Source organism: Streptomyces chartreusis NRRL 3882 (assembly GCF_900236475.1).
In the GTDB taxonomy this organism is placed as follows: domain Bacteria; phylum Actinomycetota; class Actinomycetes; order Streptomycetales; family Streptomycetaceae; genus Streptomyces; species Streptomyces chartreusis_D.
On record NZ_LT963352.1, the window covers coordinates 4115768 to 4138835 of the forward strand.

Here is a 23068-nt window from a genome sequence, read left to right on the forward strand (position 1 = left end):
GCCGTCCCGGGCAGAGCCGGGTACAGGGGGTTACGGGATGGTGAGGTAGGCGCGTTCGATCGTCTGGACGAGCGTGTTGCCGTCACGGTCCGTAAGCTCGGCGCGCAGGGAGACCGAGCCCGGCTTCGCCGGGTGCTTCAGCGAGAGGTGCGTGCCGCCGACGGCTCTGGCGGGCTGCCAGGTGGCGCCGTCGTCGTACGACACCTGGAAGGTGAGCTTCGCGGGTCGCTGCCCGGCCGCCGCGCCCTCGACGGTGAAGGGAACCTCGAAGCGCTTGCCCGCCTTCGCCGTGCTGGCCAGGGTCAGGTCGGGGCTGAAGCGGACCGCCGACAGCGGAAGCGCGGCGAAGGCGCCCTCGGGGGTCCTGGCGGAGCGGAAGGTCCACTCCGCGTGGACGCGCGTGCTGACGGCGTACACGGCCGGGTCGCGGGAGTTGTCCACGGTCAGCTTGTACGCGGTGTCCTCGGCGGGAACCGTGTACTCGGTGACGCCGTCGGTCGGCGGGATGCCGTACTCGTCGGAGATCTCCTTGCCGTCCGCCTCCAGCCTGGTCGTCACGGAGGTCGTGTCGCTGGTGCCCCAGTGCCCGCCGCCGTCACCGAACAGCGGGACGTACGCCCGGAGGGTGTTGCCCTCGCGGGCGGCGCCGGGAAAGCCCCTGCCCGGTCCGGGGGCGTCGGGACCGTGGAGGACCGGGCCGAAGACGCCGACACCGAACCGCTCCCGGTAGCCGCGGCCGGCCTTCCAGGTCTGCGGCATCCTCATGAGGAAGTTCTCGAATACCGACTCCCGGCCCTCGCCCGAGACCTGCCAGGTGCGCACCGACCACTTCACGCCGTTGTCGAGGATGTACTCGGTGCTCCGGAACGGGAGATCACCCCGCATGTCGGTGAAACCGCTCACCAGGTCGCCGTCGGGCAGGTGCGGGGTCACCTCCGCCTGGACGCGCCGGCCGTCGACCGCCTCGCCCACCTGGAGGTCGACCTTCGCCAACTGCCTGCGCTCGACCCGCGCCGTGAAGCCGTCCAGGCTGCCCTTCCGGTACCAGGCGGCGTGGTAGTTGACCGGCCTGCCGTCCCCGTCCTTCGCGGTCCAGTTGCCGGAGTACAGGGCGGTCAGCCTCTCCACGGCCTCCCCGCCGCCGAGCCGCCCGAACCGCGAGCCCTCGAAGGTGGGCATCAGGTACTGGAGGGAGCCGTCGCTGAGCCCCTCGCCCCGCCCGAAGCCGATCGCGACCGTGGCGTCGGTGTTCTCGGCCGCCGGGTCCGGCACGGTGATGTCCACCGGCTTCGCCTGCCGAGCGTCGACGGTGACCGTCTTGTCACCGTCCAGCCGGAACTTCGGCTCCAGCAGGACGGCGTGGGTCGGGGACGAGGTCTGCGGGTGGATCACACCGCTGAGGATGTAGTCGCCCTTGGGCAGTCGTATCGTCAGTTCGCCGTCCTTCTCGTCGGCGTACTCGGCGTAGAAGTCGCTGTAGAGGCCCGCGACGGAGGTGGCGGCGTCGCCGGTCGGATCGCCGTTCTCGTCGATGTGCTTGAGCGTCAGGCTGTACGACTCCACCTCGCGCGCCACGCCGACGGCGGACCGCACCTGGACCTTGCCGTCGGCGGAGGTCGCCTGCACCGAGCCGCCGAAGCTGCCGTCGGCGCTGCCCGCGCGGGTGTCCGCCGTGACCTCGGCGCTCGCCGTGCCGCCCGCCGGAACCGTGATCCGCTGCGGTGAGACGCTGAACATGCCTTCGGTGGCGGGCTTTCCGTCAACCGCGTAGGCGTCGACGGACAGGTCCAGGGTGACCGGCTCGGTGCCGAGGTTGCGGTAGGTGAGCTGCTTGGTGGACGGCTTGTCGTCGCCGTGCGGCCACTGCTGCTCACCGAAGTCGAGCGGGCCCTGCTCTGTGACGACGCTCTGTTGCAGCGCCCGGACCACATCCGTACGGCCGGTGCCCTGCTGAAAGGAGCTGTACGTCCCCGGCTTGGCGGAACCGGTGAGGACCGCCTTGAGGCGCTCGCCGCTCCAGTCGGGGTGCTGCTGGGCGAGGACGGCGGCGGCGCCCGCGACATGCGGGGTCGCCATGGACGTACCGTCGAGGGTGGCGTAGCCGGGGACGCCGGAGGGGTACTCGCTCTCGACGAGACTGCCGGCCGCTGCCGCGGCGGTGATCTCGACACCGGGCGCGGTCAGGTCGGGCTTGACCCCGCTGTCCCCGACGCGCGGACCGCGGCTGGAGAAGCCGGCGAGGGAGTCGGACTTGTCGACCGCGCCGACGGTGAGCGCGGAATCCGCGCTGCCGGGCGAGCCGACCGTGCCCTCACCGAACTCGCCCTCGTTGCCCGCCGCGACGACGAAGAGCGTGTCGGACTCGGCGGAGAGCCGGTCGACCGCCTCCTCCATCGGGTCGGTGCCGGGCAGGTCGGTGCCGCCGAGGCTGAGGTTGACGACGTCCGCGCCCTGGGCCACCGCCCACTCCATGCCGGCGATGATCCCGGAGTCCGAGCCGGAGCCGGTGTCGTCCAGGACCTTGCCGTTGAGGATCTTCGCGCCCGGCGCCACGCCCTTGAACCTGCCGTCCGACTTGGCGCCGGTGCCGACCACGGTGGACGCCACGTGCGTGCCGTGGCCGAACTTGTCGCCGGTGCCGTCGGAGCCCGAGAAGTCCTTCTCCTCGACCACCTGCTGCGCCAGGTCGGGGTGGGAGGAGTCGACTCCGGTGTCCAGGACGGCGACCTTCACCCCGGTGCCGTCGTACCCGGCGGCCCACGCGGTCGGCGCGCCGATCTGCGGGACGCTCTTGTCGAGGGAGGCCTTGCGCCGTCCGTCCAGCCAGACCTTCTCGACGGCGCCGGACTCCTCAGTGGTGACGGTGTCCCAGAAGTCGGCCGCCCGCTTCTTGACGGACCGCATCGACTTGCCGTTGACCACGGGCAGCGCACGGCCCATCCGGGCCCCGGCCTCGGTGAACGGGCTCATCGAGGGCGCCTTCTTGCCCTTGAACGTGACGATCAGCGGGACGTCGGACCTGCCCGCGTCGTCGTAGCCGTCCTTGATCAGCTGCGTCACGTCGAACAACCGCGCGTCCAACTTGCCCTGGGCCAGCAGTAGTTCGGCGTCACCGGGGACGACCCGGGTGTGTCCCGCGACCTCTCGGATCGAGAAGGGCACGGCCCCCCGGCCCGGGGCCCGCTCCACCCCGGAGACCCGGCCGTCGCCGCCGACCAGGACACGGTCGCCGGTGACCAGCGTGACCGTCTTCACCGCGGCCGCCGTACGGCCGCCTCCGGTGTCGACGGCCCCGGCGCCGGCCGGGAGACCGGCCATCACCATGGCCGCGGTAGCCACTCCCGCGGCCATGGCCGCAGGTCTGTGGCGTGCGCGTAACCTCATCTGAGAGCTCCTGTTCGTCGGGTCGGTGGAAGTTGTCACGGGACGGCGGGGCCCGTGATCTGGCGGCCGTCGCTGTCGTACGGCCAGACATTGGGGACGCAGCCGGACATGCCCTTGATCTGCTGCATCATCGCGGGGGCCGGTTTGCCCGGCCCGGGGCAGGTGACATGGCCGTGGCCGAGGAAGTGGCCCACCTCGTGGTTGATGATCAGGGCGCGGTAGGCGGTGACGTCCTTGGCGTAGACGGGAGTCGCCAGCACCCAGCGCCTGAGGTTCACCATCACGTTGCGGTCCACGCTGCAGTTGACCTTGCCGCCTGTGTCGAGGCCGCCCTCGGCGCAGAACTTGTCGACGGTCGTCGGGGTGGCGAGGCGGACCACGAAGTCGGCGGGGCCGGTGGACACCCGCTGGAACGCCGAGTGTCCGTCGGCCGTCCAGCCGCGCGGGTCGGCCAGGATGTGTTCCACCTCTTCGGCGGTGTCGGCGGCGGACAGCATGATGCCGTCCTCCACCTCGACGCGGTAGCGAAGTGCCGTTCCCTCGCCGGCCTTCGCGCTGTCGCCGGGCGCGGTGACGAAGGTTCCCGGACCGCTGTGAGGAAGAGGCGCACTGGAAGGGTGCGGCTCCGATTCCGGTGGCTCGGTGGTCCGGCGTGCCGCCGGGCTTCCGGCGGGGGCGTCCCGTTCGGTCGCCGGACTTCCGGCGGGGGCGTCCGGCCCAGTCGCCGGCGGGGGCCCGTCGGCGCCGCTTCGTCCGGCCACCGCCGATGTCCCGGAACCTGCCTCCGGCCGCGCCGCCGCCGGCGCATGCCCCGCGTCGGACGACAGCCACACGGCCACCGAGCCGCCCACGGCCCCGAAGACGGCCAACGCGGCCAGTCCCCCCGCCCGTTGCCTCTTCGCACTCCGCGCGGAGTGCTTAGGACGACGGCGGGAGAGCTCTCGTTTGTGCGCTGTCACGGTCGTTCACGATGTGATCACCATGTGACCGGAGCAGGCTTGAAAGGTAACGAAACGATAACCCCCCTCCTGGTCATGCTCATGTAGATACTGACCCCATGCCACGTGTACTGCTGATCGAAGACGACCGCGCCGTCCGCGAGGGCGTCGCCCTGGCCCTCAGACGCCAGAACCACGACGTCGCCGCCTCCGCGACCGGGGAGGAGGGGATGGACCGGCTGCGGTCCTTCCGACCGGACATCGTGGTCCTCGATCTGATGCTGCCCGGCATGACCGGGCTGGACGTGTGCCGGAGCATACGGGCCGTCGACCAGACACTGCCGATCATCATGGCGACCGCACGGGGGGACGAAGTGGACATCGTTGTCGGTCTGGAGACGGGAGCCGACGACTACGTGGTCAAGCCTGTACAGGCCCGCGCGCTCGACGCGCGCATCCGCGCCGTCCTGCGCCGCGCGGGCGCAGCCCCCACCGGGGAAGGGCTTCCGAAGATCGACACCTACGGCGAACTGGCCGTCGACCGGGCCGGGTTCACCGTCACGATGAACGGCGCGCCCATCGCCCTCGCCCCCTCCGAGATGCGGCTCCTGCTCACCCTCTCCGCCTCGCCGGGCCAGGTCTTCAGCCGCCAGCAACTACTGGAGGCCGTCTGGGAGCACGACTACCACGGCGACGCCCGCCTGGTGGACGCCTGCGTCAAACGACTGCGAACCAAGATGTCCGAGCCGCCCCGCGCACCCCGCTACATCCACACTGTGCGCGGTTTCGGCTACCGCTTCGCGGCCCCGTGAGGGGCGGTCCGCGGTTCCGTCTCAGGGGCGGTCTGCGGGCCCGGCTGGTGGTGGCCTTCGGACTCGTCGCCGCCGTTGCCGCCGCCACAACCGGCGCGCTCACCTTCCGCGAGGCGCGTACCGGGGTGCTCCAGCAGAGCCAGGACGCCGTCATACGACAGCTGCGAACCCAGCTCAACGAGCGTGCCCCCGAGATCGGTTATCCTCCGGACCAGTCGGTGCTGCAGGACCTCGCGACCGAGGTGGCGGCCACCGAGGCGGCGGGAAGCCGGCGCGTGCTGGTCACGTACGGCGAGCTCAGCGCGACCTCCGTGCCCGGTGACTCCTTCCCGGAACTGACGCCCGCGCTGCGCGAGGCCGTCGCGTCCAGCCGGGCCACCGTCTTCCAACGGGTACGGGACGGCGAGCGCACCTCGCTCGCCGTCGGCATGTCGGTCACCTTCGGCGGCCCCGACCGGTCACGGCTGGCCTCCGGGGTCCGGGTGTTCCTGGTCGTTCCGCAGACCGCGGAACAGGCCTACGTCGACGCCCTGGTCACCGCCGTCGAACGGGCCATGATCGCGGCCCTGTTGCTCGCCGTCGTGCTCGCCCTGTTCGCCGCGCGGGGCGTGTTGCTGCCGGTGCGGGCCCTCCGGCACGCCACGCGCCGTATCGCCGAAGGGCGTCTGGACACCCGGCTCGCGGTCAACGGTTCCGACGAACTCGCCGATCTCTCCCACACGTTCAACGAGACGGCGGCCGCCCTGGAGGCGTCGGTGGCCGAGCTGCGCGACATGGAGGCCCGGGCCCGCCGCTTCGCCGCGGACGTCTCGCACGAACTGCGCACCCCGCTGGCCGCCATGTCCGCCGTCACCGACGTTCTCGACGAGGACGCCGCCCGGCTGGACCCGGACACCGCCACCGCGGTCCGGCTGATCAGCGAGGAGACCGTCAAACTGGCCCGCCTCGTCGACGACTTGATGGAGATATCCCGGTTCGACGCGGGCGCGGCGGTGCTGCACCTCGACGAGATCGACCTGGCCGAGTCGATCCGGCGCACGCTCGCCTCCCGCGGCTGGTCGGGGGCGGTCCAGACGCACCTGCCACCGCCCGACCAGGTGCGCGGACGCGTCGACCCGCGCCGCCTCGACGTGGTCGTCGCCAACCTAATCGGCAACGCCCTGAAGCACGGGGAACGTCCTGTGTCCGTGCGCCTGAGCCGGGCCCCCGCCGAGGTGACGGTGATCGAGGCGGCTGTCATCGAGGTGCGGGACAGCGGGCCCGGCATCCCGGACGACGTCCTGCCGTACGTCTTCGAACGGTTCTACAAGTCGGACACCGCCCGGACCCGCTCCGAGGGCAGCGGCCTCGGCCTGTCGATCACCGTCGAGAACGTCCGGATCCATGGCGGCAGCGTCCGCGCGGCCAACCATCCGGCGGGCGGCGCCGTCTTCACCGTGGAACTCCCGCTGCGGCGGGACGAGTCGTCCGAGGAGGGCAGGTCATGAAGGCCGTCCGCGCTCTCGCACTGCTGACCTCCCTCTTCGCGCTCTCCTCCTGCGGGATCCCCACGACCGGAGTGGTGGAGGCCGGTGGCCCCGCGAGCGGGATCCCCCCGATCACACGGGTCTACTTCGTCCACGGCGACACCGTCGTCGCGGTCCCGCGCTCGATCGCCTACCCCTCGGACCCGGGGGCGGCCTTGCGGTTGCTGATGCTCGGACCGACGTCCGCCGAAGCCCGCAAAGGCCTCACCACCGAGGTACCCGGGCTGCCGACCTCCGCACCGCTCCCGCCGCCCACCGCCGGCGAGTGGAGGGACCTCTCGTCGGACGCCCCGGCCGTGACCGTCAACGGCGATACCCTCTCAGTCGAACTTCCCTCCGGAATAGGCGCGTTGAGACGCTTGGCTACCCGGCAGCTGATCTGCACGGCCGCCGCCGCGCACCACCTCGGCAAGCCCTCGGCCGGCCCGGTGACGGTCCGGGTCGCGAGCGACAGCGGGTGGCACGCCATGGGATCCGACGAGGACTGCCCCGTACCGTGAGTGCCCGCCCTGCCGGTCGAGTACCCGACAGGCAGGGGTCGCTGTGTTCGCTCCTCAACGGTCGCCGCAGATTCAGCGGCTCAGCGTGTGAACGGCCCGCCCAGACGCGTGTACGACAGTTTCAGCGACGTCACGGAGTACGCCTTCGAGCCCGTCGTCGTGATGCCCGAGCCGGAGCCCTTCAGAAGGTGGACGAGGCCCCAGCGGTCCTCGTAGCCCAGCTGTTCGTTGGTGTCGATCACGAGGTCGGCCCGGCCGTCGCGGGTGTAGTCGGTGAGCTTGAGGTAGGCGCCGAACTGGTCCTCGGTCTCGGTCGTACCGGTGATGCCGGAGGTGTCCTGGGTGTAGGACTTGGCACCGGTCCCGGACAGGCCGCCCGCGCGGCCGAGGAGGACGCTGACCGTACCGGCGTTGCGCTTGGTGCCGAGGTCCTCGCCCCGGGCGCCGACGGCGAGGTCCGCGTAGCCGTCGCCGTTGACGTCGCCGGCCGCAATGGCTGAGCCGAAGAAGTCCTCGTTCTCGGACGTGCCGGGCACGCCCGTGGTGTTCTGGGTGAACTTCACGGGCTTGCGGGCGATGTCGGGGCCACCCGAGCCGCCGTACTGGACGGTCACGTAGCCGCGTTCGCCGTCGCCCGTCTCGTAGCCGCGGCCGATGGCCAGGTCACCGTAGCGGTCCTTGTCGAAGTCGCCGATGGCCAGAATGTCGCCGCTCTGGTGGCCCCCGTCGTCGGGCACCCGCAGCTCGCCCGCCCGCTGGGTGAACGTGCTGCCGCCGCGGTGGAAGTAGGCCCGCAGGTCCAGGTCGCTGGTGCCGTCCTGGAGGTCGTTGCCGAGGATGTACAGGTCAGTGGCGGCGTCGGCGGTGACCCGGCCGGCGACGAGGTTGGGGGCCCACAGGTAGCCGTAGGAGCCGCCGAGGGAGTCCCAGCCGCTCTTGCCGCCGGCACGGGTGAAGGGACCCTTGAGAACGACCACGCCGGAGCGGCTGTGGCTGGTGACGGCCAGGTCCTGGTCGCCGTCACCGTCGAAGTCGCCAGACACCACCTCCTCGCCGAAGTGGTCGCCCTGGCCCTCGTACTCCTGCGGGACCGGGGAGTTGAAGACGGTGCCCGAGCCAAGGCCCTTGGCGCTGCCCCAGACGACGGTCAGCCCGCCACGGGACTGGATGGTGCCGACGTCCTCGCCGGGCGAGGAGACGACCAGATCGGCGAAGCCGTCGCGGTCGAGGTCGGCCGTGGTGGAGGCGGACCCCCACCCGTCCTCCGCTTCCACCGCACCCGGGATGCCCGCCGAGTCCTGGTGGATGATCTGGACGCGGGTGCCGGGACCGGACGGCGTGCCGTAGACGACGGTGACCCGGCCGTCCTTGGCGTGCGAGCCGCCCAGCATGACGAAGTCGCGGTAGCCGTCGCCGTTGAAGTCGTCGGACAGCTTGGCGGGGGCCGCCGACGCCGCGGGGGCCGTCATGAACGGTGTGCAGACCGCTGCCACGAGGGCCACGGCAGCAGCGGGGAGGGCGGTACGTCTGGCCATGGGTCTCCGTTGTCGAGAGCGTGCTGTGAGCGACCTGTTGATCTGATCGACTGCGCTCTACGACGTAGGCGGCGGCCGAATGGTTGTACGAACGCTCAGGGACAGCCCGCTCCGTCCTCGTCCCCCTGTTGTGGAGGGGAAGCGAGTGCCACTCCTTGGCGTCACGTGGGAAGCAGTAAATGTTGCGGTCGGTGACCCACGGGGGTGAGCTGAGCTTGATGCACCGGATCCCAGCGAGCGCGGACGGAACCGCGCAGGTCACGGTGCGCGAGGAGAGCGTGCGATGCGGATGATGATGAAGGCCCGCATGGACACCCAGATGTCGAATCAGGTGACGAAGGGTGGAGCGATGCCCGACTCAGTGAAAGCGGCCATCGAGCGGCTGAAGCCGGAGGCCGCCTACTTCACTCCTGAGGGCGGGCGCTCCATGATTCTGGTATTCGACATGCAGGACAGCTCGGAGTTGCCCTCCATCGCCGACCCGTTCTTCCAGGAGATGGGCGCGGAAGTCACATTCGAGCCGGTCATGAACCTCGACGAATTGCAGAGGGGCCTTGCTGCCCTGAAGTAGCAGCGCTGACCTCAGCGTCCGGGGGCAGGTGGGACCGGCGTCGTGACGGACTCGATGGCGGCCAGGGCCATGGAGAGGGCCGCTCGCGCGTCCTCGCCTGTGGGGGTGGGGGTGCCGGCGGTGCGGACCGTGTGTGTGAAGGCGGCGAGTTCGGCTACGTACGCGTCGTGGTCCCTTCCGCTATGGCGGCCTTGAGGGCCTCCAGGGCCATCCGAGACCACCCTGGGTCGGTGACGGTCGGCCGGGCGCGATGGATCAGTGACGTGAGCCAGGTGGGCTGTCAGGACAACGCCCCGGCCAGCGTTCCCGCCAGTGTGAGTGTGAGGAAGGCCGCGCCCCAGACCATCGCCCGGCGTATGCAGCGGTACTTGAGCCAGGCCGTGCGGGACAGGACCTCCAACTGCGTCGCGTCTCCGGAGGAGGAGGCCTGGGAGGCGCGTCGGGGTGATGCGGCCAGACCGAGCAGGACGAGGGACGGGGCGCAGGCGGCGCAGCCGGCCCAGACCAGGAGTTGTGGGATCACGGCGTACTGGCCCGGCACGATGAGGCCGCCGGTGATCGCACCGAGCAGGGCGGTCAGGGCCGCGCCCAGGGTCGCCAGCGTCAGTCCGGCCTTGCTGTCGGCCTTCGCGAGTTGCTCGCGGGCCTCGGCCAGGAGGTCCCGGGTGGGTTCCGCCGCGCGGCCGGTCTGCGTCCCGGTCCTGGTCCTGGTCTCGCCGCTCGGTGTGGTCATACCTCCCCCTCGCTGATCAGCGGCTTTCCCGAGTACCCCGAAGTGGCCCTTCCAGTACGGGTGGTGACGCCCGGCACGCGGGGCTCAGGTGTTCCACGTCTCGTCGTACGGGTCGGCCGGTGCCGGTACCGGTCTGGAGCTGGTGACTTCGAGGTACGGGATCGGGCCGTCGTTGACCGGGTCCTCGGTCCGGCGGGGGGTGTAACGGCCGGTGATCTCCAGCCAGGTGTCCGGGCTCAGGACCGGGGGGATGTTGCCGGTCAGGGCGATCTTGACCGGCTGGGCGTCGGCCGCGCAGCAGTTGAGGCCCATGCGGACCAGGTAGGGGGTGCCCGCCCGGTCCAGCGTGACGAAGCCGGTGATCTTCAGCTCGCGGTCGCGCAGGGATCGGCCGTCGTCGTAGACCGCCCGGCCCGCGTAGTCGGCCACGCCGAGCCGGAGGGGGTCGCCGGCGGGGAGGTCCGGGAAGCCGAAGGGCTTCGTCAGGGCCGTGCCCGTGTGGGCCGCGCTGTAGGAGCCCAGGGCCGGCGGGGAGACCAGGATCAGGGCGAGGACGGGGAGGGTGAGGAGCCAGGAGACACGGGGCTCGTGATGGTGGCGCTGTTGCCCGCGTGCGTGGCGGCGTTCGTACCAGAGCGTCGCCGCCGCCGTCGCGATCAGCACCACGCCCGCCAGCAGCACCAGCGGGCGCAGGCCCGCCTTGACGTAGCGCAGGTACAGGTCGGTGAGACCGGCGTGCAGGAGCGTCGCGCCGAGCAGGAAGAGGAGGGCCGTCTGGGCCAGGCGGTTCACAGCAGGACCGTTCCGGTCAGGGCCGACACGACGACGGCCAGGGCGAACGTGGCGGGGGCGAAGCGCAGGGCGAAGGCCCGGCCGAAGGTGCCCGCCTGCATCGCGAAGAGCTTCAGGTCGATCATCGGCCCCACGACCAGGAACGTCAGACGGGCCGTCAGCGAGAACTGGGTCAGGGACGCCGCCACGAACGCGTCCGCCTCCGAGCAGATGGACAGCAGGACGGCGAGCACCGCGAGGGCCAGCACCGAGAACACCGGATTCCCGGCCGCCGCGCGCAGCCACTCCTCCGGCACCACCGCCTTCAGCGTCGCCGCGGCCATCGCACCGATCACCAGGAAGCCGCCCGCGTGCGTCACGTCATGGCGCACCGAGCCCCAGAAGGCCGCCCCCCTGCCCTGCCCCTCGTACGAGGGTCTGTCCGGCGGGCGCAGCCAGTCCGTGCGGCCGACGCGGTGCCAGAGCCAGCCCATCGCGCAGGCCACCAGCAGGCTGGCGACGAAACGGGCCAGGACCATCTCCGGGTTGCCCGGGAAGGCCACGGCCGTCGCCGTCAGCACGATCGGGTTGATGGCGGGCGCCGAGAGGAGGAACGCCAGGGCCGCCGCCGGTGTGACCCCTCGGCGGACCAGTGCCCCGGCCACCGGCACCGACGCGCACTCGCAGCCGGGCAGCACCGCGCCCGCCACGCCCGCGACCGGGACCGCCAGGGCCGGGCGCTTCGGCAGGGCGCGGGCGAAGAAGGACGGCGGCACGAACACCGCGATCGCCGCCGACAGCAGCACGCCGAGCACCAGGAACGGCAGCGCCTGGACCATGACCGCGACGAACACCGTCATCCAGCTCTGCATCACCGGTGCGGACAGGGCTCCGCGGATCGGGCCCTGGAGCATGACCGCCGTGAGCAGGAGGAGGGTGAGCAGGAGAGGGGAGTTGAGGTGGCGGGCGTCGTCGGAGTCCGAGTTCGGGCCCGCGCCCGTGCCCGTGTCCTTACCGGGTGCCGACTCCGTGGTCTCGTCGGTGCTGCCGGTCTCGTCGGTCTCCTGCGGGGCGGGGTTCGTGGTGGCCACGGGCCCGGTACCTCCGGTCGTGCGCACGGGCATTGCCTCCCCTTCTGTACGGCCGCGCCAGGCCGGGCGTTCAGCCACCGCAGTTCCCTTCTGGAACCAGCCGTCCCGGTGAGGCAGTCTTCTCCCTTGTGGGGAGCGTTCCGAACCAAGGTCTGCCAGGTGATCCGGCCACACACATGATCGTGTGCGGGGACGACGGGCTCGCGCACCGCCTGGCCGCCGAACTGCGCGGTGTGTACGGCGAACAGGTCACGCTCGTGGTGCCGCCCTCGGGGCGCCGGGTGCGGCAGCCGGTCGTCGGACGGGCCCGGGCCGCCTCTGCGGCCCTGCTCGACCGGGTCAGCGCGGCCGTCAACCGGACGGGCACGGGTGGCGCCGAACCGGCCGCGAACGAGCAGATCGTGGAGGCCCCCGACGTCACGGAGGCCGTGCTCACCGACGTGGGCGCCGACCGGGCGGCCGCCTTGGCGCTGGTGTACGACGACGACGAGACCAACATCCGCGCCGCGCTCACCGCCCGCAGGCTCAACCCCCGCATCAGGCTCGTACTCCGGCTGTACAACCGGCGGTTGGGCCAGCACATCGAGGAACTGCTCGACCAGACGGCGGCGGTGGCCTCCGGCACGGGGCCCGGCACGGGAGGCGGACTGGACGCGTCGACGACCGTGCTGTCCGACGCCGACACGGCCGCTCCGGCGCTGGCCGCCACCGCCCTCGTGGGCACCAGCAAGGTCGTCCAGACCGAAGGGCTCGTCCTGCGTGCCGTGGAGCGGCAGCCGCCGCGGCCGGGCGAGGTGGCCGACCCCGGCCTGTGCACCCTGGCGCTGCTGTCCGCGACGAGCAACGACCCGGCCGGGGCGGACGGTTCCGAGGGTAGCGGGGAGCAGGGGCCGCGACTGCTGCCGGACGAGGCGGCGGTGGCGTCGGCGACCGGGCGCGGGACCGTTGTCCTGGAGCAGGTGTCGTACTCCGGGCCGTCCCTGCCGACCGGGCGGGGCGGTGTACCGCCGTTCGCCTCGCTGTTCTCACGCCGGCTGCGGTGGTCACTGGCCGGGCTGGTGGGGTGTGTGCTCGCGCTCGCCGTCGCGTTGATGTTCGTGACCGGGGAGCATCCGCTGTACGCCACGTACGTCACGCTCCTCGACCTGTTCGGCATCAACGATCCCGCGTACCACGAGTCGACCGGGCGGCAGGTGCTGCAACTGCTCTCCGGGCTGGTCGGGTTGCTGCTGCTGCCGGTGCTGCTGGCCGCGGTGCTGGAGGCACTGGGCACGTTCCGCAGCGCGTCGGCGCTGCGGAAGCCGCCTCGGGGGCTCGGCGGACATGTGGTGCTGCTCGGGCTCGGCAAGATCGGCACGCGGGTGCTGACGCGGCTGCGGGAGCTGCACATTCCGGTGGTGTGCGTCGAGTCCGACCCGGAGGCCAGGGGGATGGCCACGGCGCGGCGGCTGCGGGTGCCGGTGGTGCTCGGGGATGTCACGCAGGAAGGGGTACTGGAGGCCGCGAAGATCCATCGCGCGCATGCCTTGCTGGCGTTGACCAGCGCGGATACGACGAATCTGGAGGCCGCGTTGTACGCGCGGTCCGTGCGGCCCGATCTGCGGGTCGTGCTGCGGCTGTACGACGACGACTTCGCGACCGCGGTGTACCGGACACTGCGGGCCGCGCATCCGTTCGCCCTCACGCGGAGCCGGAGTGTGTCCCATCTGGCTGCGCCCGCGTTCGCCGGGGCGATGATGGGGCGGCAGATTCTGGGGGCGATTCCGGTCGAGCGGCGCGTGTTGCTGTTCGCGGAGGTGGATGTGGCCGGGCATCCGCAGTTGGAGGGGCGGACGGTGGGGCAGGCGTTCCGGGCGGGGGCCTGGCGGGTGCTGGCGCTCAACACGGCACCTCCTGGGGGGCGGCGGGGCGAAGGGGAAAGTCCGGAGGAGGAAGGAGCGCCGGCTTCGGGGCTGGTGTGGGATCTGCCTCCTACGTATGTGCTGGGGGCGGATGATCGGGTGGTGCTGGCGGCTACGCGGCGGGGGTTGGCGGAGTTGCTGGGGCGGAGGCGGCGGGAGCGGGCGGGGGCGTAGTCGCGGTTCGTTGTACTGCTCGGCGTTGCGAGGTGCCCGGCGTCGGGGCCGAGGCACGGGGGTTGCGCCACCCGGCGTTACGAGGTGCTCGGCGTCGGAGCTGGGGCCGGGCGTGGCGCGACCCGGCGCAGCGGGGTGCCGCCCGCGCCCACCCGTGCCGCCCCAGGCGGCACGACTGCCCGCGGACTGGGCACGACCGCCCGGGACTGGGCACGGGGCTGCCCGCGGACCAGCCACGACCGCCCGCGGGCCGGGGCGACCGACCGGGGCTGGGCGCGGCGGCCCGGGGTGCGTGGCTACTTCTTCAGGTGCCTCTCCGCGAACTCCAGTTCCAGTCTCACCTGCTTGATCCGTTCGTCCACCACCAGTGAGCCGTGCCCGGCGTCGTAGCGGTACACCTCGTGGACCGCGCCTCTCGCCTCCAGGCGCTTGACGTAGTTCTCGATCTGGCGGATCGGGCAGCGCGGGTCGTTGACGCCGGCCGAGATGTAGACCGGTGCCTTGACCCGGTCGACGTATGTGAGGGGGGACGAGGCCTCGAAGCGGTCGGGGACCTCCTCGGGGGTGCCGCCGAGAAGCGTGCGGTCCATGGCCTTCAGCGCTTCCATCTCGTCGTGGTAGGCCGTGACGTAGTCGGCGACGGGCACCGCCGCGATGCCCAGCGTCCACGCGTCGGGCTGGACGCCGAGGCCGAGCAGGGTGAGGTAGCCGCCCCAGGAGCCGCCGGTGAGGATCAGGCGGTCGGGATCGGCGAGGCCCGAGGTGACGGCCCATTCGCGGACCGCGGCGATGTCCTCCAGCTCGATGAGGCCCACGCGGTGCTTCAGGGCGTCCGTCCAGGCACGGCCGTAGCCCGTGGAGCCGCGGTAGTTGACACGGATCACCGCGTAGCCGTGGTCGATCCACGCCGCCGGGCCCGCCGCGAAGGAGTCGCTGTCGTGCCAGGTCGGGCCGCCGTGGATGTCGAAGACCGTGGGGAGCGGGCCGGTGGTGCCCGTCGGCTTCTGGACGAGGGCGTGGATGCGGCCGCCCGGCCCCTCCACCCACACGTCCTCCACCGGCACCGAGCCGGGTGACTTCATGCCGGGCGGGTCGAGCACGACACCGCCGGACGTGGAGCGGACCGCCGAGGGCTCGGCGGCCGAGGACCACATGTACTCCACGCTGCCGTCGGGCCGGGCCGTGGCACCGGACACCGTGCCGGGCGGGGTCGGGATCTCGGTCAGGGCGCGGCTCGCCAGGTCGTAGCGGAACAGCTCGCTGCGGGCCTCGAAGCTGTGCGCGATGAGCAGGCCGGTGCCGTCCGGGTACCACTCGGCGCTGACGTCGCCCGGCAGTTCCAGCGCCAGGTCCGTCTCCTCGCCGGAGGCGACGTCCCAGACCAGGGGCTCCCAGCGGCCCCGGCGCTGGTGGCCGATGAGGAGACGGGTGTCGCCGTCCACGGGGGCGAAGCCGAGGACCTCCAGGCCCAGCTCGCGCGTACCGCCCTCGGTGTCGTCGAGGTCGGCGACCGGGGTGCCGTCGGTGCGCAGGACGCGCAGGGCGGAGTGCATGGCGTCGCCGTGCTCGGTGTGCTCGATGGCGATGAGCGAGCCGTCGTGGGAGAGGTCGCCGACGCCCGCCGATTCGCGGTGGCGGTAGATCTCCACCGGCGCCTCGCCGGTGCGGACGAGGTGGATCGTCGTACCGTCCTCGTCGGTCGATCGGCCGACGACCGCCGTGCGCCCGTCACGGCCGAGGGCGAGGCCCGCCGGGTAGGAGGCGTCCAGGCCCTCGGCGGCGAGCTCGTCCGCGCCGCCCGTGAAGGGCTGGCGGCGCCAGACGCCGAACTCGTCGCCGTCCTTGTCGTCGAACCACCAGATCCAGGCGCCGTCCGGTGACAGCACACCGTCCGTCGTGCCGTTCGGCCGGTCCGTCACCTGGCGCTGCTCGCCCGTCTTCCGGTCCCAGGCGTACAGCTCGTACGTCCCCGTCGCGTTCGACACGAACAGGGAGCGGTCCGGCGCGTCCTCCGCCCAGTCGGGCAGGGACACCCGGGGCGCCCGGAAGCGCTTCTCCCAGTCCGGCATCCGCTCCTGCTGTGCCGCCTGTACCTCTTGCTCGTGCTGGTCCCGCTGATCCCGCGCGTCGGATCCGTTGCTCTCAGTCATGGCCCCATACTGCCCGCCCCTCGCCGACAATTCGCTGGCGAGGTCCTCAGCCTGTGGATAACCTCCACCGGTCCCCCTTCCCAGCAGGTCAGGAGTCACCCCATGTACTCCCCCACCCCGGCCGACTGGCACGAGGCCAACCGCGCCCACTGGGACGAACGCGTTCCCCTGCACGCCGCGGGCGATTTCTACGACCTCGACGCCTTCCGGGCCGGCCAGGACCCCTTGCGCGACTTCGAGCTGGCCGAGGTCGGCGACGTCTCCGGCCGCTCGCTGCTGCACCTCCAGTGCCACATCGGCCTCGACACCCTGTCCTGGGCCCGGCACGGCGCCTCCCGTGTCGTCGGCCTCGACTTCTCCGAACCGGCGGTGGGCATCGCCCGCGATCTCGCCCGCGATCTCGGTCTCGGCCAGGACCGGGCGGCCTTCGTCGCGGCGGACGTGTACGACGCGGCCACCGCGGTTCCGGACCCGTCGTACGACATCGTCTACACCGGCGTCGGTGCGCTGTGCTGGCTGCCCGACATCGGCCGCTGGGCCGAGACGGCGGCCTCGCTGGTGGCGCCCGGCGGGTTCCTGTACCTCTGCGAGTTCCATCCGCTCACCGACGTCCTCGACGACGAGACCGGCTCGCGGATCACGTACGACTACTTCGCCCGTGACGCCTGGATCGAGGAGAGTCCGGGTTCGTACGCGGCCGAGGGTGCCGAGTTCGTCCACAACCGGCGCGTGGAGTGGCAGCACCCGGTCGGCGAGGTCGTCTCTGCGCTGGCGGCGGCCGGGCTGCGCATCGAGTTCCTGCACGAGCACGACGTCTCGCTGTTCCGGCGGTTCGGGTGCTTCGAGCGGCGGGACGGCTACTTCCGCTATCCGGCGGACCGGCCGCGGATCCCGCTGATGTACTCGGTCCGGGCCCGCAGGGACTGACCGGGGCCATGGCCGGGAGCGGCGTTCGCGCGGGCGAGTCGAACCGACCCCGCAGGCCGGGCCCGCCCGGCTGCCCCGTACCGTAAGGGTGTGTACCGGTTTCTGCTGACGCCCCGATGGTGGGGGATCAACGTCTTCGTGCTGTTGTCCATCCCCTTCTGCATCTTCATGGGGTCCTGGCAGCTGGGCCGGTTCGAGGACCGCGTGCAGGACCACCGGACAGCGACCGAGCAGGTCTCCGAGGCACGGCACGAGGCGCCCCGGCCGCTCGGCGAGATGCTGCCGGTGACCAAGGCGACGTCCGGCAAGCTCGTCACCGCGACCGGCCGCTACGGCAAGCAGCTGCTGGTGCCCGGCCGGGAGCTCGACGGCAAGCAGGGCTTCTACGTCCTGACGCTGCTGCGCACCGACTCGGGCGAGGCGCTGCCGGTGGTCCGTGGCTGGCTGCCCGGGACCGCCGACGCGGCGAAGGCGCCCGCCGCGCCCGAGGGTGAGGTCACGGTCACCGGGGCGCTCCAGGCGTCCGAGACTCCTGGGGACAACGGCGTCAGTGCGCAAGGCGGCCTGCCGGCCGGGCAGACCGGGGCGATCAGCGCGGCGTCTCTGGTGAATCTGGTGCCGTACGACGTGTACGACGCGTGGGTCACGCTGGCGAAGGGTGACTCGGGGATGAAGGCGGTGCCGGCGAGTGCGCCGCCGGACACCGGGCTGGATCTGAAGGCGTTCCAGAACCTCGGTTACACCGCCGAGTGGTTCGCCTTCGTCGGGTTCGTGATCTTCATGTGGTTCCGGTTGCTGCGGCGTGAGGTGGAGTTCGCGCGGGACGCGGAGCTGGGGCTGGTGGCGGAGGAGGAGCCTGTCGCCGTGGACGCCGGCAGCAAGTGACGCGCCGTCGCTGCTGAGGGCGGGTGGGTCCGCAGCCCGGCGGAGCGGGGTGCCGCCCCCGCCCACCCTCCCCCGAGCTCTCGGCTTCGCTCGAGCAGGGAGATCCCCATCGCCCCAGGCGGCACGCATGCCCGCGGGCCATGCGATTACGACGCCGCCAGCACGCCCGTCCAGTAGACCGTCCCCGCGCACGCGTTGGACACGGTCACCGAGGCCGCGCCCGAGCCGGTTGCCGGGGTGTACGTCACCGCCACGCTGCCTTCGGCCGTGCCGTCCTCGCCAACCAGCTGAGGGGCCGTGCCCGTGTCGCCGCCGGTGGAGGTGCCGCCCGTGGCGCCGCTGTCCTGCGTCGGTGTGGGGTCGGGAGTGGGGTCGCCCGGGTCGCCCGGGTCACCGCCGGGGGTGGGACAGGTCTCCGTGGGGACCCAGGCGAACTTCACGTCGTAGGCGGCGCCCGGCTGGAGCACCAGCTGAGCGGCCTCCAGGGACGGGTCGGGCAGGCCGGCCGCCGGGTCCCCGGCCGTGTGCCGGGCCGAACCGACCTTGCTCGTGTCGGCCGAGCCCTGCGCCAGGGCGCTCACGCCGCCGGGGCCCGTGACCGTACAGCTCGCCCCGGAGACGTTGGTGACGCGGAAGGAGCCGTAGACCGCGCCGGTGGAGTCGGGGGCGACGCTGCTGCCGGCGGCGGGGCCGAGCTGGGCGGCGGTGCACGCCGGGACCCCTGCGGTGGTCGGGGAGGACGGGCCGGCACCCTGGGACGCGCCGGTCGAGGCGCCGGTGCCCTTGCCTTCCTTGTCCTTCTCCTTCTTGTCGCCCTTGCCCTTGCCCTCGGTCTTGCCGGGGGAGCCGCCCGCGGTGCTCTCGCCGCCGTCCGGGCCCTTGCCCTGGCTCGCGCCGCCCTGCGTCTGGGAGGCGTGGCCGGCGACGGACGGATGGGCCTCGGAGCCGGTGGAGTTGGAGACGTGCACCAGGGCGGGGACGGCCGTGCCGATGAACAGCGCGGCGGCGGCCATGCCGACGACGGCCTGCCGCTTGCGGGTCCGCCGCTGCGGCACCGCCTTCCGCAGATAGTCCAGCGTGCCGTCGCGCGGTTCCACCTCCTGCACCACTTGGTGCAGCATCCTGCGCAGATCCAGCTCGTCCGAGTCGAGCCCCTGGGGGCTCGGGTCGTCCAGGCCGTGGTTCACAGTTCCGTTCCCAGCGTGCGATTGCTTCGGATCTTGCCCGTGCAGCCTTGTCGGCTCGTGCCACTCGAAGGGTTCGTGCCGGTCGCGCCCGTCGCGGGGCGCGCCGTTGCCGTCGCTCATGCCGGCGCCTCCATGGCCAGCCGGAGCGCCGCGATGCCGCGCGAACCGTAGGCCTTGACCGAGCCCAGGGATATGCCGAGGGTCTCGGCGACCTGGGCCTCGGTCATGTCCGCGAAGTAGCGCAGCACCAGCACCTCGCGCTGGCGGCGCTGGAGGCCCTTCATCGCCTTGATGAGGGAGTCGCGCTCCAGCTGGTCGTAGGCGCCTTCCTCGGCGCTCGCCATGTCGGGCATGGGCTTCGACAGCAGCTTGAGGCCGAGGATGCGGCGGCGCAGCGCGGAGCGCGACAGGTTGACGACCGTCTGACGCAGGTACGCCAGGGTCTTCTCGGGGTCGCGGACGCGCTTGCGGGCCGAGTGGACACGGATGAAGGCCTCCTGGACGACGTCCTCGCAGGAGGCCGTGTCGTCGAGGAGGAGGGCGGCGAGACCGAGCAGCGAGCGGTAGTGCGCCCGGTAGGTCTCGGTGAGGTGGTCGACGGTGGTCCCGGCCGCGACACCGTCCTCGGCGCCGTCACGCTGGTTCGGGATGCGGGCCGGCCGCGCTGCGGGCACGGGCGCGATCACCGGCATGCCACCGGCAGTACCGGGCATGCGGGGTCGTAGAGCCGCCGGACGGGGCGGTCGAAGGACCGTGCCGCGTGCCGCGCTGAAGTCGAGTACCTCTGCCACGTCTGTTGGACACGCTCACCCCTGTGAGGGTTGTACGTGCCGGGCATCACTTTCACGCCGACCTTCGTCGTCGACGGTCTACCCGCCTCAGGCAGCACAACCGGTGGTGCATCAAATGCCCTCATGCGTCCCGCTCTTCCCCTATGTCCATATGTGATCGGGCGTCCCCACGCCCGGTTCCAGGCGTCCCCACGCCTGAATGCACGTCCCGCGGCCCGGAAGGGCGACCGCAAAGACGCTCCCCGCCTTCCGCGCGGTTGCGGAGGGCGGGGAGGTAAATCCTCGGATGCCGATGGGGTCCGGGACAAGTGGTCCGGACCATCGACCGGCTCACATGTCGTACACAGATCCTACAAACCCCCTATGACACATGGCGGGGGATTTCGGCGTGGCGAAACTTCACGAAAGCCCGGCGACCACCGGCTCGGCACGTCACGAAGGCCGGCGGCCGTCACTTCGTCAGGTCAGGGAAGCTCGGCGGAGAGCGGGTCCGGCACGTCACGAAGGCTCGGCGGGGAGCGGGGCCGGCGCCTCACGAAAGCCCGGCGAAGCACCAGCCCGGCACCTCATGAAATCGCGATGGCCGTCAGTCCGGCACGCCGGGAGAGCTCTGCGACCGTCACTTCGGCACGTCGAGGAAGCCCGGCGGCCACCACCCGGCGCCTCACGAAAACCCGGCAGCCACCACCCGGCGCCTCACGAAAACCCGGCAGCCACCACCCGGCGCCTCACGAAAACCCGGCAGCCACCACCCGGCGCCTCACGAAAGCTCGGCGGCCACCAGTTCGGCGATCTGCGCGGTGTTGAGCGCGGAGCCCTTGCGCAGGTTGTCGCCGCACACGAAGAGTTCGAGCGCCGTCGGGTCGTCCAGCGCCCGCCGTACCCGCCCGACCCAGGTCGGGTCGGTGCCGACCACGTCGGCGGGGGTCGGGAACTCCCCCGCGGCCGGGTTGTCGAACAGCACGACACCGGGCGCTGTGGCAAGGATCTCGCGGGCCTTGTCGACGGTGACCTCGCCCTCGAAGCGGGCGTGCACGGTCAGCGAATGCGTGGTGATCACCGGCACCCGCACGCAGGTGACGGCCACGGGGAGGTCGGGCAGTCCGAGGATCTTGCGGGACTCGTCCCGGACCTTCAGCTCCTCCGACGACCAGCCGTCCTCGCGCGGCGACCCGGCCCACGGCACGACGTTCAGCGCGACCGGCTCCGGGAACGGCCCGGTGCTGTCCCCCACGGCCCGCCGTACGTCACCGGGGCTGGTCCCCAGCTCCGTGCCGGCGACCAGGGACAACTGCTGCCGCAGCGTCGCCACGCCCGCGCGGCCGGCGCCGCTGACCGCCTGGTAGGAGGAGACCACCAGCTCGCGCAGCCCGAACTCGGCGTGCAGCGCGCCCAGGGCCACGATCATGGAGAGCGTCGTGCAGCTGGGGTTGGCGATGATCCCGCGCGGGCGCATCCGCACGGCGTGCGGGTTGACCTCGGGCACCACGAGGGGCACCTCCGGGTCCATCCGGAACGTGCCGGAGTTGTCGACCACCACCGCGCCCTTGGCGGCGGCCAGCGGCGCCCACCGCTCGGCGACCTCGTCGGGGACGTCGAACATGGCGACGTCGACCCCGTCGAAGGCCTCCTCGGTGAGCGCCACGACCTCGGTCTCCTCGCCGCGCACGGCCAGCTTGCGGCCGGCCGAGCGCGGGGAGGCGATCAGTCGGATCTCGCCCCAGATGTCCGCCCGCTGGGACAGGATCCGGAGCATGACCGTGCCGACGGCCCCGGTCGCTCCCACGACGGCGAGCGTCGGCCGCCCGGACCGGCCGGGCCCGTCGGCCCGTCGGAGGTCGGCCATCAGCGGCCGGTGCCTCCGTAGACGACGGCCTCGTCGCTGTCGGAGTCGAGCCCGAACGCGGTGTGCACGGCACGGACGGCCTCGGGCACGTCGTCGGCGCGCGTGACGACCGAGATGCGGATCTCGGAGGTCGAGATCAGCTCGATGTTCACACCGGCGTCGGACAGCGCCTTGAAGAAGTCGGCCGTGACACCCGGGTTGGTCTTCATCCCGGCGCCGACCAGGGAGATCTTCCCGATCTGGTCGTCGTAGCGCAGGGAGTCGAAGCCGATGGCGCCCTTGTTCTTCTCCAGGGCGTCGATGGCCTTGCGGCCCTCGGCCTTGGGGAGCGTGAAGGAGATGTCCGTCAGACCCGTGGAGGCGGCGGACACGTTCTGCACGATCATGTCGATGTTGATCTCGGCGTCCGAGATCGTACGGAAGATCGCGGCCGCCTCGCCCGGCTTGTCCGGCACGCCGACGACCGTGACCTTGGCCTCGGAGGTGTCGTGCGCGACACCGGAGATGATGGCCTGCTCCACCTGCTTGTCCCCTTGCTGAATCGGCTCACTGCTGACCCACGTGCCCTGAAGTCCGCTGAAGCTGGACCGGACGTGGATCGGGATGTCGTACCGGCGGGCGTACTCCACGCAGCGGTGGAGCAGCACCTTCGACCCGGATGCCGCCAGCTCGAGCATGTCCTCGAGGGAGATCCAGTCGATCTTCCGGGCCTTCTTCACCACGCGCGGGTCGGCGGTGAACACGCCGTCGACGTCGGTGTAGATCTCGCAGACGTCGGCGTCGAGGGCGGCGGCGAGGGCCACCGCGGTGGTGTCGGAGCCGCCGCGGCCGAGCGTGGTGATGTCCTTGGTGTCCTGGCTGACACCCTGGAAACCCGCCACGATCGCGATGTTGCCCTCGTCCACCGAGGTCTTGATCCGGCCCGGCGTGACGTCGATGATCCGGGCTTTGTTGTGGACCGAGTCGGTGATGACACCTGCCTGGCTGCCGGTGAACGACTGGGCCTCGTGGCCCAGCTTTTTGATCGCCATGGCCAGCAGTGCCATGGAGATCCGCTCTCCGGCGGTCAGCAGCATGTCGAGCTCGCGCCCGGCAGGCATCGGGGAAACCTGCTCGGCGAGATCGATCAGCTCGTCCGTCGTGTCGCCCATCGCGGAAACGACGGCAACCACCTGGTTGCCGTTCTGCTTCGCTTCCACGATCCGCTTGGCGACGCGCTTGATGCCCTCGGCATCGGCTACGGAGGAGCCTCCGTACTTCTGCACGACAAGGCCCACGTGCGCTCCTCGCTCAATCCGTCTCTATCCGCTCATACGCATTCGTACTGCGGTCGGCTCAGTCTAACG

General features: G+C 71.7%; 18 protein-coding genes. 7 read left to right on the top strand and 11 right to left on the bottom strand.

What is annotated here, in order from left to right; translation table 11 throughout:
- Positions 1-30: 30 nt before the first annotated feature.
- The gene (locus SCNRRL3882_RS18440; RefSeq protein ID WP_029180613.1) at positions 31-3351 is read right to left on the bottom strand and encodes a S8 family peptidase; all 3321 of its coding nucleotides are present in this window, start codon (positions 3349-3351) and stop codon (positions 31-33) included.
- A 68-nt stretch (positions 3352-3419) separates the two neighbouring features.
- The gene (locus SCNRRL3882_RS18445; RefSeq protein ID WP_078602694.1) at positions 3420-4253 is read right to left on the bottom strand and encodes a DUF3152 domain-containing protein; all 834 of its coding nucleotides are present in this window, start codon (positions 4251-4253) and stop codon (positions 3420-3422) included.
- 188 nt (positions 4254-4441) lie between these two features.
- Between SCNRRL3882_RS18445 and SCNRRL3882_RS18450 the strand changes: the two genes are divergently transcribed.
- Genes SCNRRL3882_RS18450 through SCNRRL3882_RS18460 form a run of 3 tightly spaced genes read left to right on the top strand, consistent with a single transcriptional unit; the run spans position 4442 to position 7160 of the window.
- On the top strand, positions 4442-5134 hold the full coding sequence (locus SCNRRL3882_RS18450; protein WP_010031980.1) for a response regulator transcription factor: 693 nt from the start codon (positions 4442-4444) through the stop codon (positions 5132-5134).
- Positions 5131-6621 carry a sensor histidine kinase gene (locus tag SCNRRL3882_RS18455; protein WP_231911139.1) on the top strand — a complete coding sequence of 497 codons (1491 nt, stop codon included), beginning with the start codon at positions 5131-5133 and terminating at the stop codon, positions 6619-6621. Before SCNRRL3882_RS18450 ends, SCNRRL3882_RS18455 begins: the two co-directional genes overlap by 4 nt.
- A complete protein-coding gene (locus SCNRRL3882_RS18460) occupies positions 6618-7160 on the top strand; it encodes a hypothetical protein (RefSeq protein WP_010031982.1) in 543 nt (180 codons plus the stop codon). Before SCNRRL3882_RS18455 ends, SCNRRL3882_RS18460 begins: the two co-directional genes overlap by 4 nt.
- A gap of 80 nt (positions 7161-7240) precedes the next feature.
- Here SCNRRL3882_RS18460 and SCNRRL3882_RS18465 read toward each other — a convergent pair whose 3' ends face one another.
- Complete coding sequence (locus tag SCNRRL3882_RS18465; protein ID WP_029180615.1) at positions 7241-8695, bottom strand: FG-GAP and VCBS repeat-containing protein; 1455 nt, start codon at positions 8693-8695, stop codon at positions 7241-7243.
- 283 nt (positions 8696-8978) lie between these two features.
- Here SCNRRL3882_RS18465 and SCNRRL3882_RS18470 point away from each other — a divergent pair, with 283 nt between their 5' ends.
- Positions 8979-9266, top strand: coding sequence for a DUF3303 family protein (locus tag SCNRRL3882_RS18470; RefSeq protein WP_010031987.1), 288 nt, complete (start codon positions 8979-8981; stop codon positions 9264-9266).
- A gap of 280 nt (positions 9267-9546) precedes the next feature.
- Here the strand turns inward: SCNRRL3882_RS18470 and SCNRRL3882_RS18480 are convergent, their stop codons facing one another.
- The 3 genes from SCNRRL3882_RS18480 to SCNRRL3882_RS18490 all read right to left on the bottom strand — a co-directional run bounded on the left by SCNRRL3882_RS18480 (position 9547) and on the right by SCNRRL3882_RS18490 (position 11894).
- Positions 9547-9999, bottom strand: a complete 453-nt coding sequence (locus SCNRRL3882_RS18480; RefSeq protein WP_010031992.1) for a hypothetical protein — start codon at positions 9997-9999, stop codon at positions 9547-9549.
- A gap of 84 nt (positions 10000-10083) precedes the next feature.
- Positions 10084-10791 (bottom strand): TIGR03943 family putative permease subunit, encoded by a 708-nt coding sequence (locus tag SCNRRL3882_RS18485; RefSeq protein WP_010031994.1) that lies wholly within the window; start codon positions 10789-10791, stop codon positions 10084-10086.
- Positions 10788-11894, bottom strand: a complete 1107-nt coding sequence (locus SCNRRL3882_RS18490; RefSeq protein ID WP_010031996.1) for a permease — start codon at positions 11892-11894, stop codon at positions 10788-10790. Before SCNRRL3882_RS18490 ends, SCNRRL3882_RS18485 begins: the two co-directional genes overlap by 4 nt.
- A 143-nt stretch (positions 11895-12037) precedes the next feature.
- Here SCNRRL3882_RS18490 and SCNRRL3882_RS18495 point away from each other — a divergent pair, with 143 nt between their 5' ends.
- Positions 12038-13936, top strand: coding sequence for an NAD-binding protein (locus tag SCNRRL3882_RS18495; protein ID WP_010031999.1), 1899 nt, complete (start codon positions 12038-12040; stop codon positions 13934-13936).
- A gap of 296 nt (positions 13937-14232) precedes the next feature.
- On the opposite strand, the gene SCNRRL3882_RS18500 is transcribed toward SCNRRL3882_RS18495, so the two are convergent.
- Complete coding sequence (locus SCNRRL3882_RS18500; RefSeq protein ID WP_010032000.1) at positions 14233-16086, bottom strand: prolyl oligopeptidase family serine peptidase; 1854 nt, start codon at positions 16084-16086, stop codon at positions 14233-14235.
- A 102-nt stretch (positions 16087-16188) separates the two neighbouring features.
- On the opposite strand from SCNRRL3882_RS18500, the gene SCNRRL3882_RS18505 reads away from it, so the two are divergent.
- Both SCNRRL3882_RS18505 and SCNRRL3882_RS18510 read left to right on the top strand, forming a co-directional pair.
- Entirely contained in the window at positions 16189-17013 is an 825-nt protein-coding gene (locus SCNRRL3882_RS18505; protein ID WP_010032002.1) for a class I SAM-dependent methyltransferase, read from the top strand.
- Between the two features lie 90 nt (positions 17014-17103).
- A complete protein-coding gene (locus SCNRRL3882_RS18510; RefSeq protein ID WP_010032005.1) occupies positions 17104-17898 on the top strand; it encodes an SURF1 family protein in 795 nt (264 codons plus the stop codon).
- Between the two features lie 146 nt (positions 17899-18044).
- Here the strand turns inward: SCNRRL3882_RS18510 and SCNRRL3882_RS18515 are convergent, their stop codons facing one another.
- The 4 genes from SCNRRL3882_RS18515 to SCNRRL3882_RS18530 all read right to left on the bottom strand — a co-directional run bounded on the left by SCNRRL3882_RS18515 (position 18045) and on the right by SCNRRL3882_RS18530 (position 22999).
- On the bottom strand, positions 18045-19085 hold the full coding sequence (locus SCNRRL3882_RS18515) for a hypothetical protein (protein WP_010032007.1): 1041 nt from the start codon (positions 19083-19085) through the stop codon (positions 18045-18047).
- 116 nt (positions 19086-19201) lie between these two features.
- Positions 19202-19777, bottom strand: coding sequence for a SigE family RNA polymerase sigma factor (locus SCNRRL3882_RS18520; RefSeq protein WP_010032008.1), 576 nt, complete (start codon positions 19775-19777; stop codon positions 19202-19204).
- A gap of 859 nt (positions 19778-20636) precedes the next feature.
- Entirely contained in the window at positions 20637-21722 is a 1086-nt protein-coding gene (locus SCNRRL3882_RS18525; protein WP_010032009.1) for an aspartate-semialdehyde dehydrogenase, read from the bottom strand.
- On the bottom strand, positions 21722-22999 hold the full coding sequence (locus SCNRRL3882_RS18530; RefSeq protein WP_010032010.1) for an aspartate kinase: 1278 nt from the start codon (positions 22997-22999) through the stop codon (positions 21722-21724). Before SCNRRL3882_RS18530 ends, SCNRRL3882_RS18525 begins: the two co-directional genes overlap by 1 nt.
- Between the last annotated feature and the right edge of the window lie 69 nt (positions 23000-23068).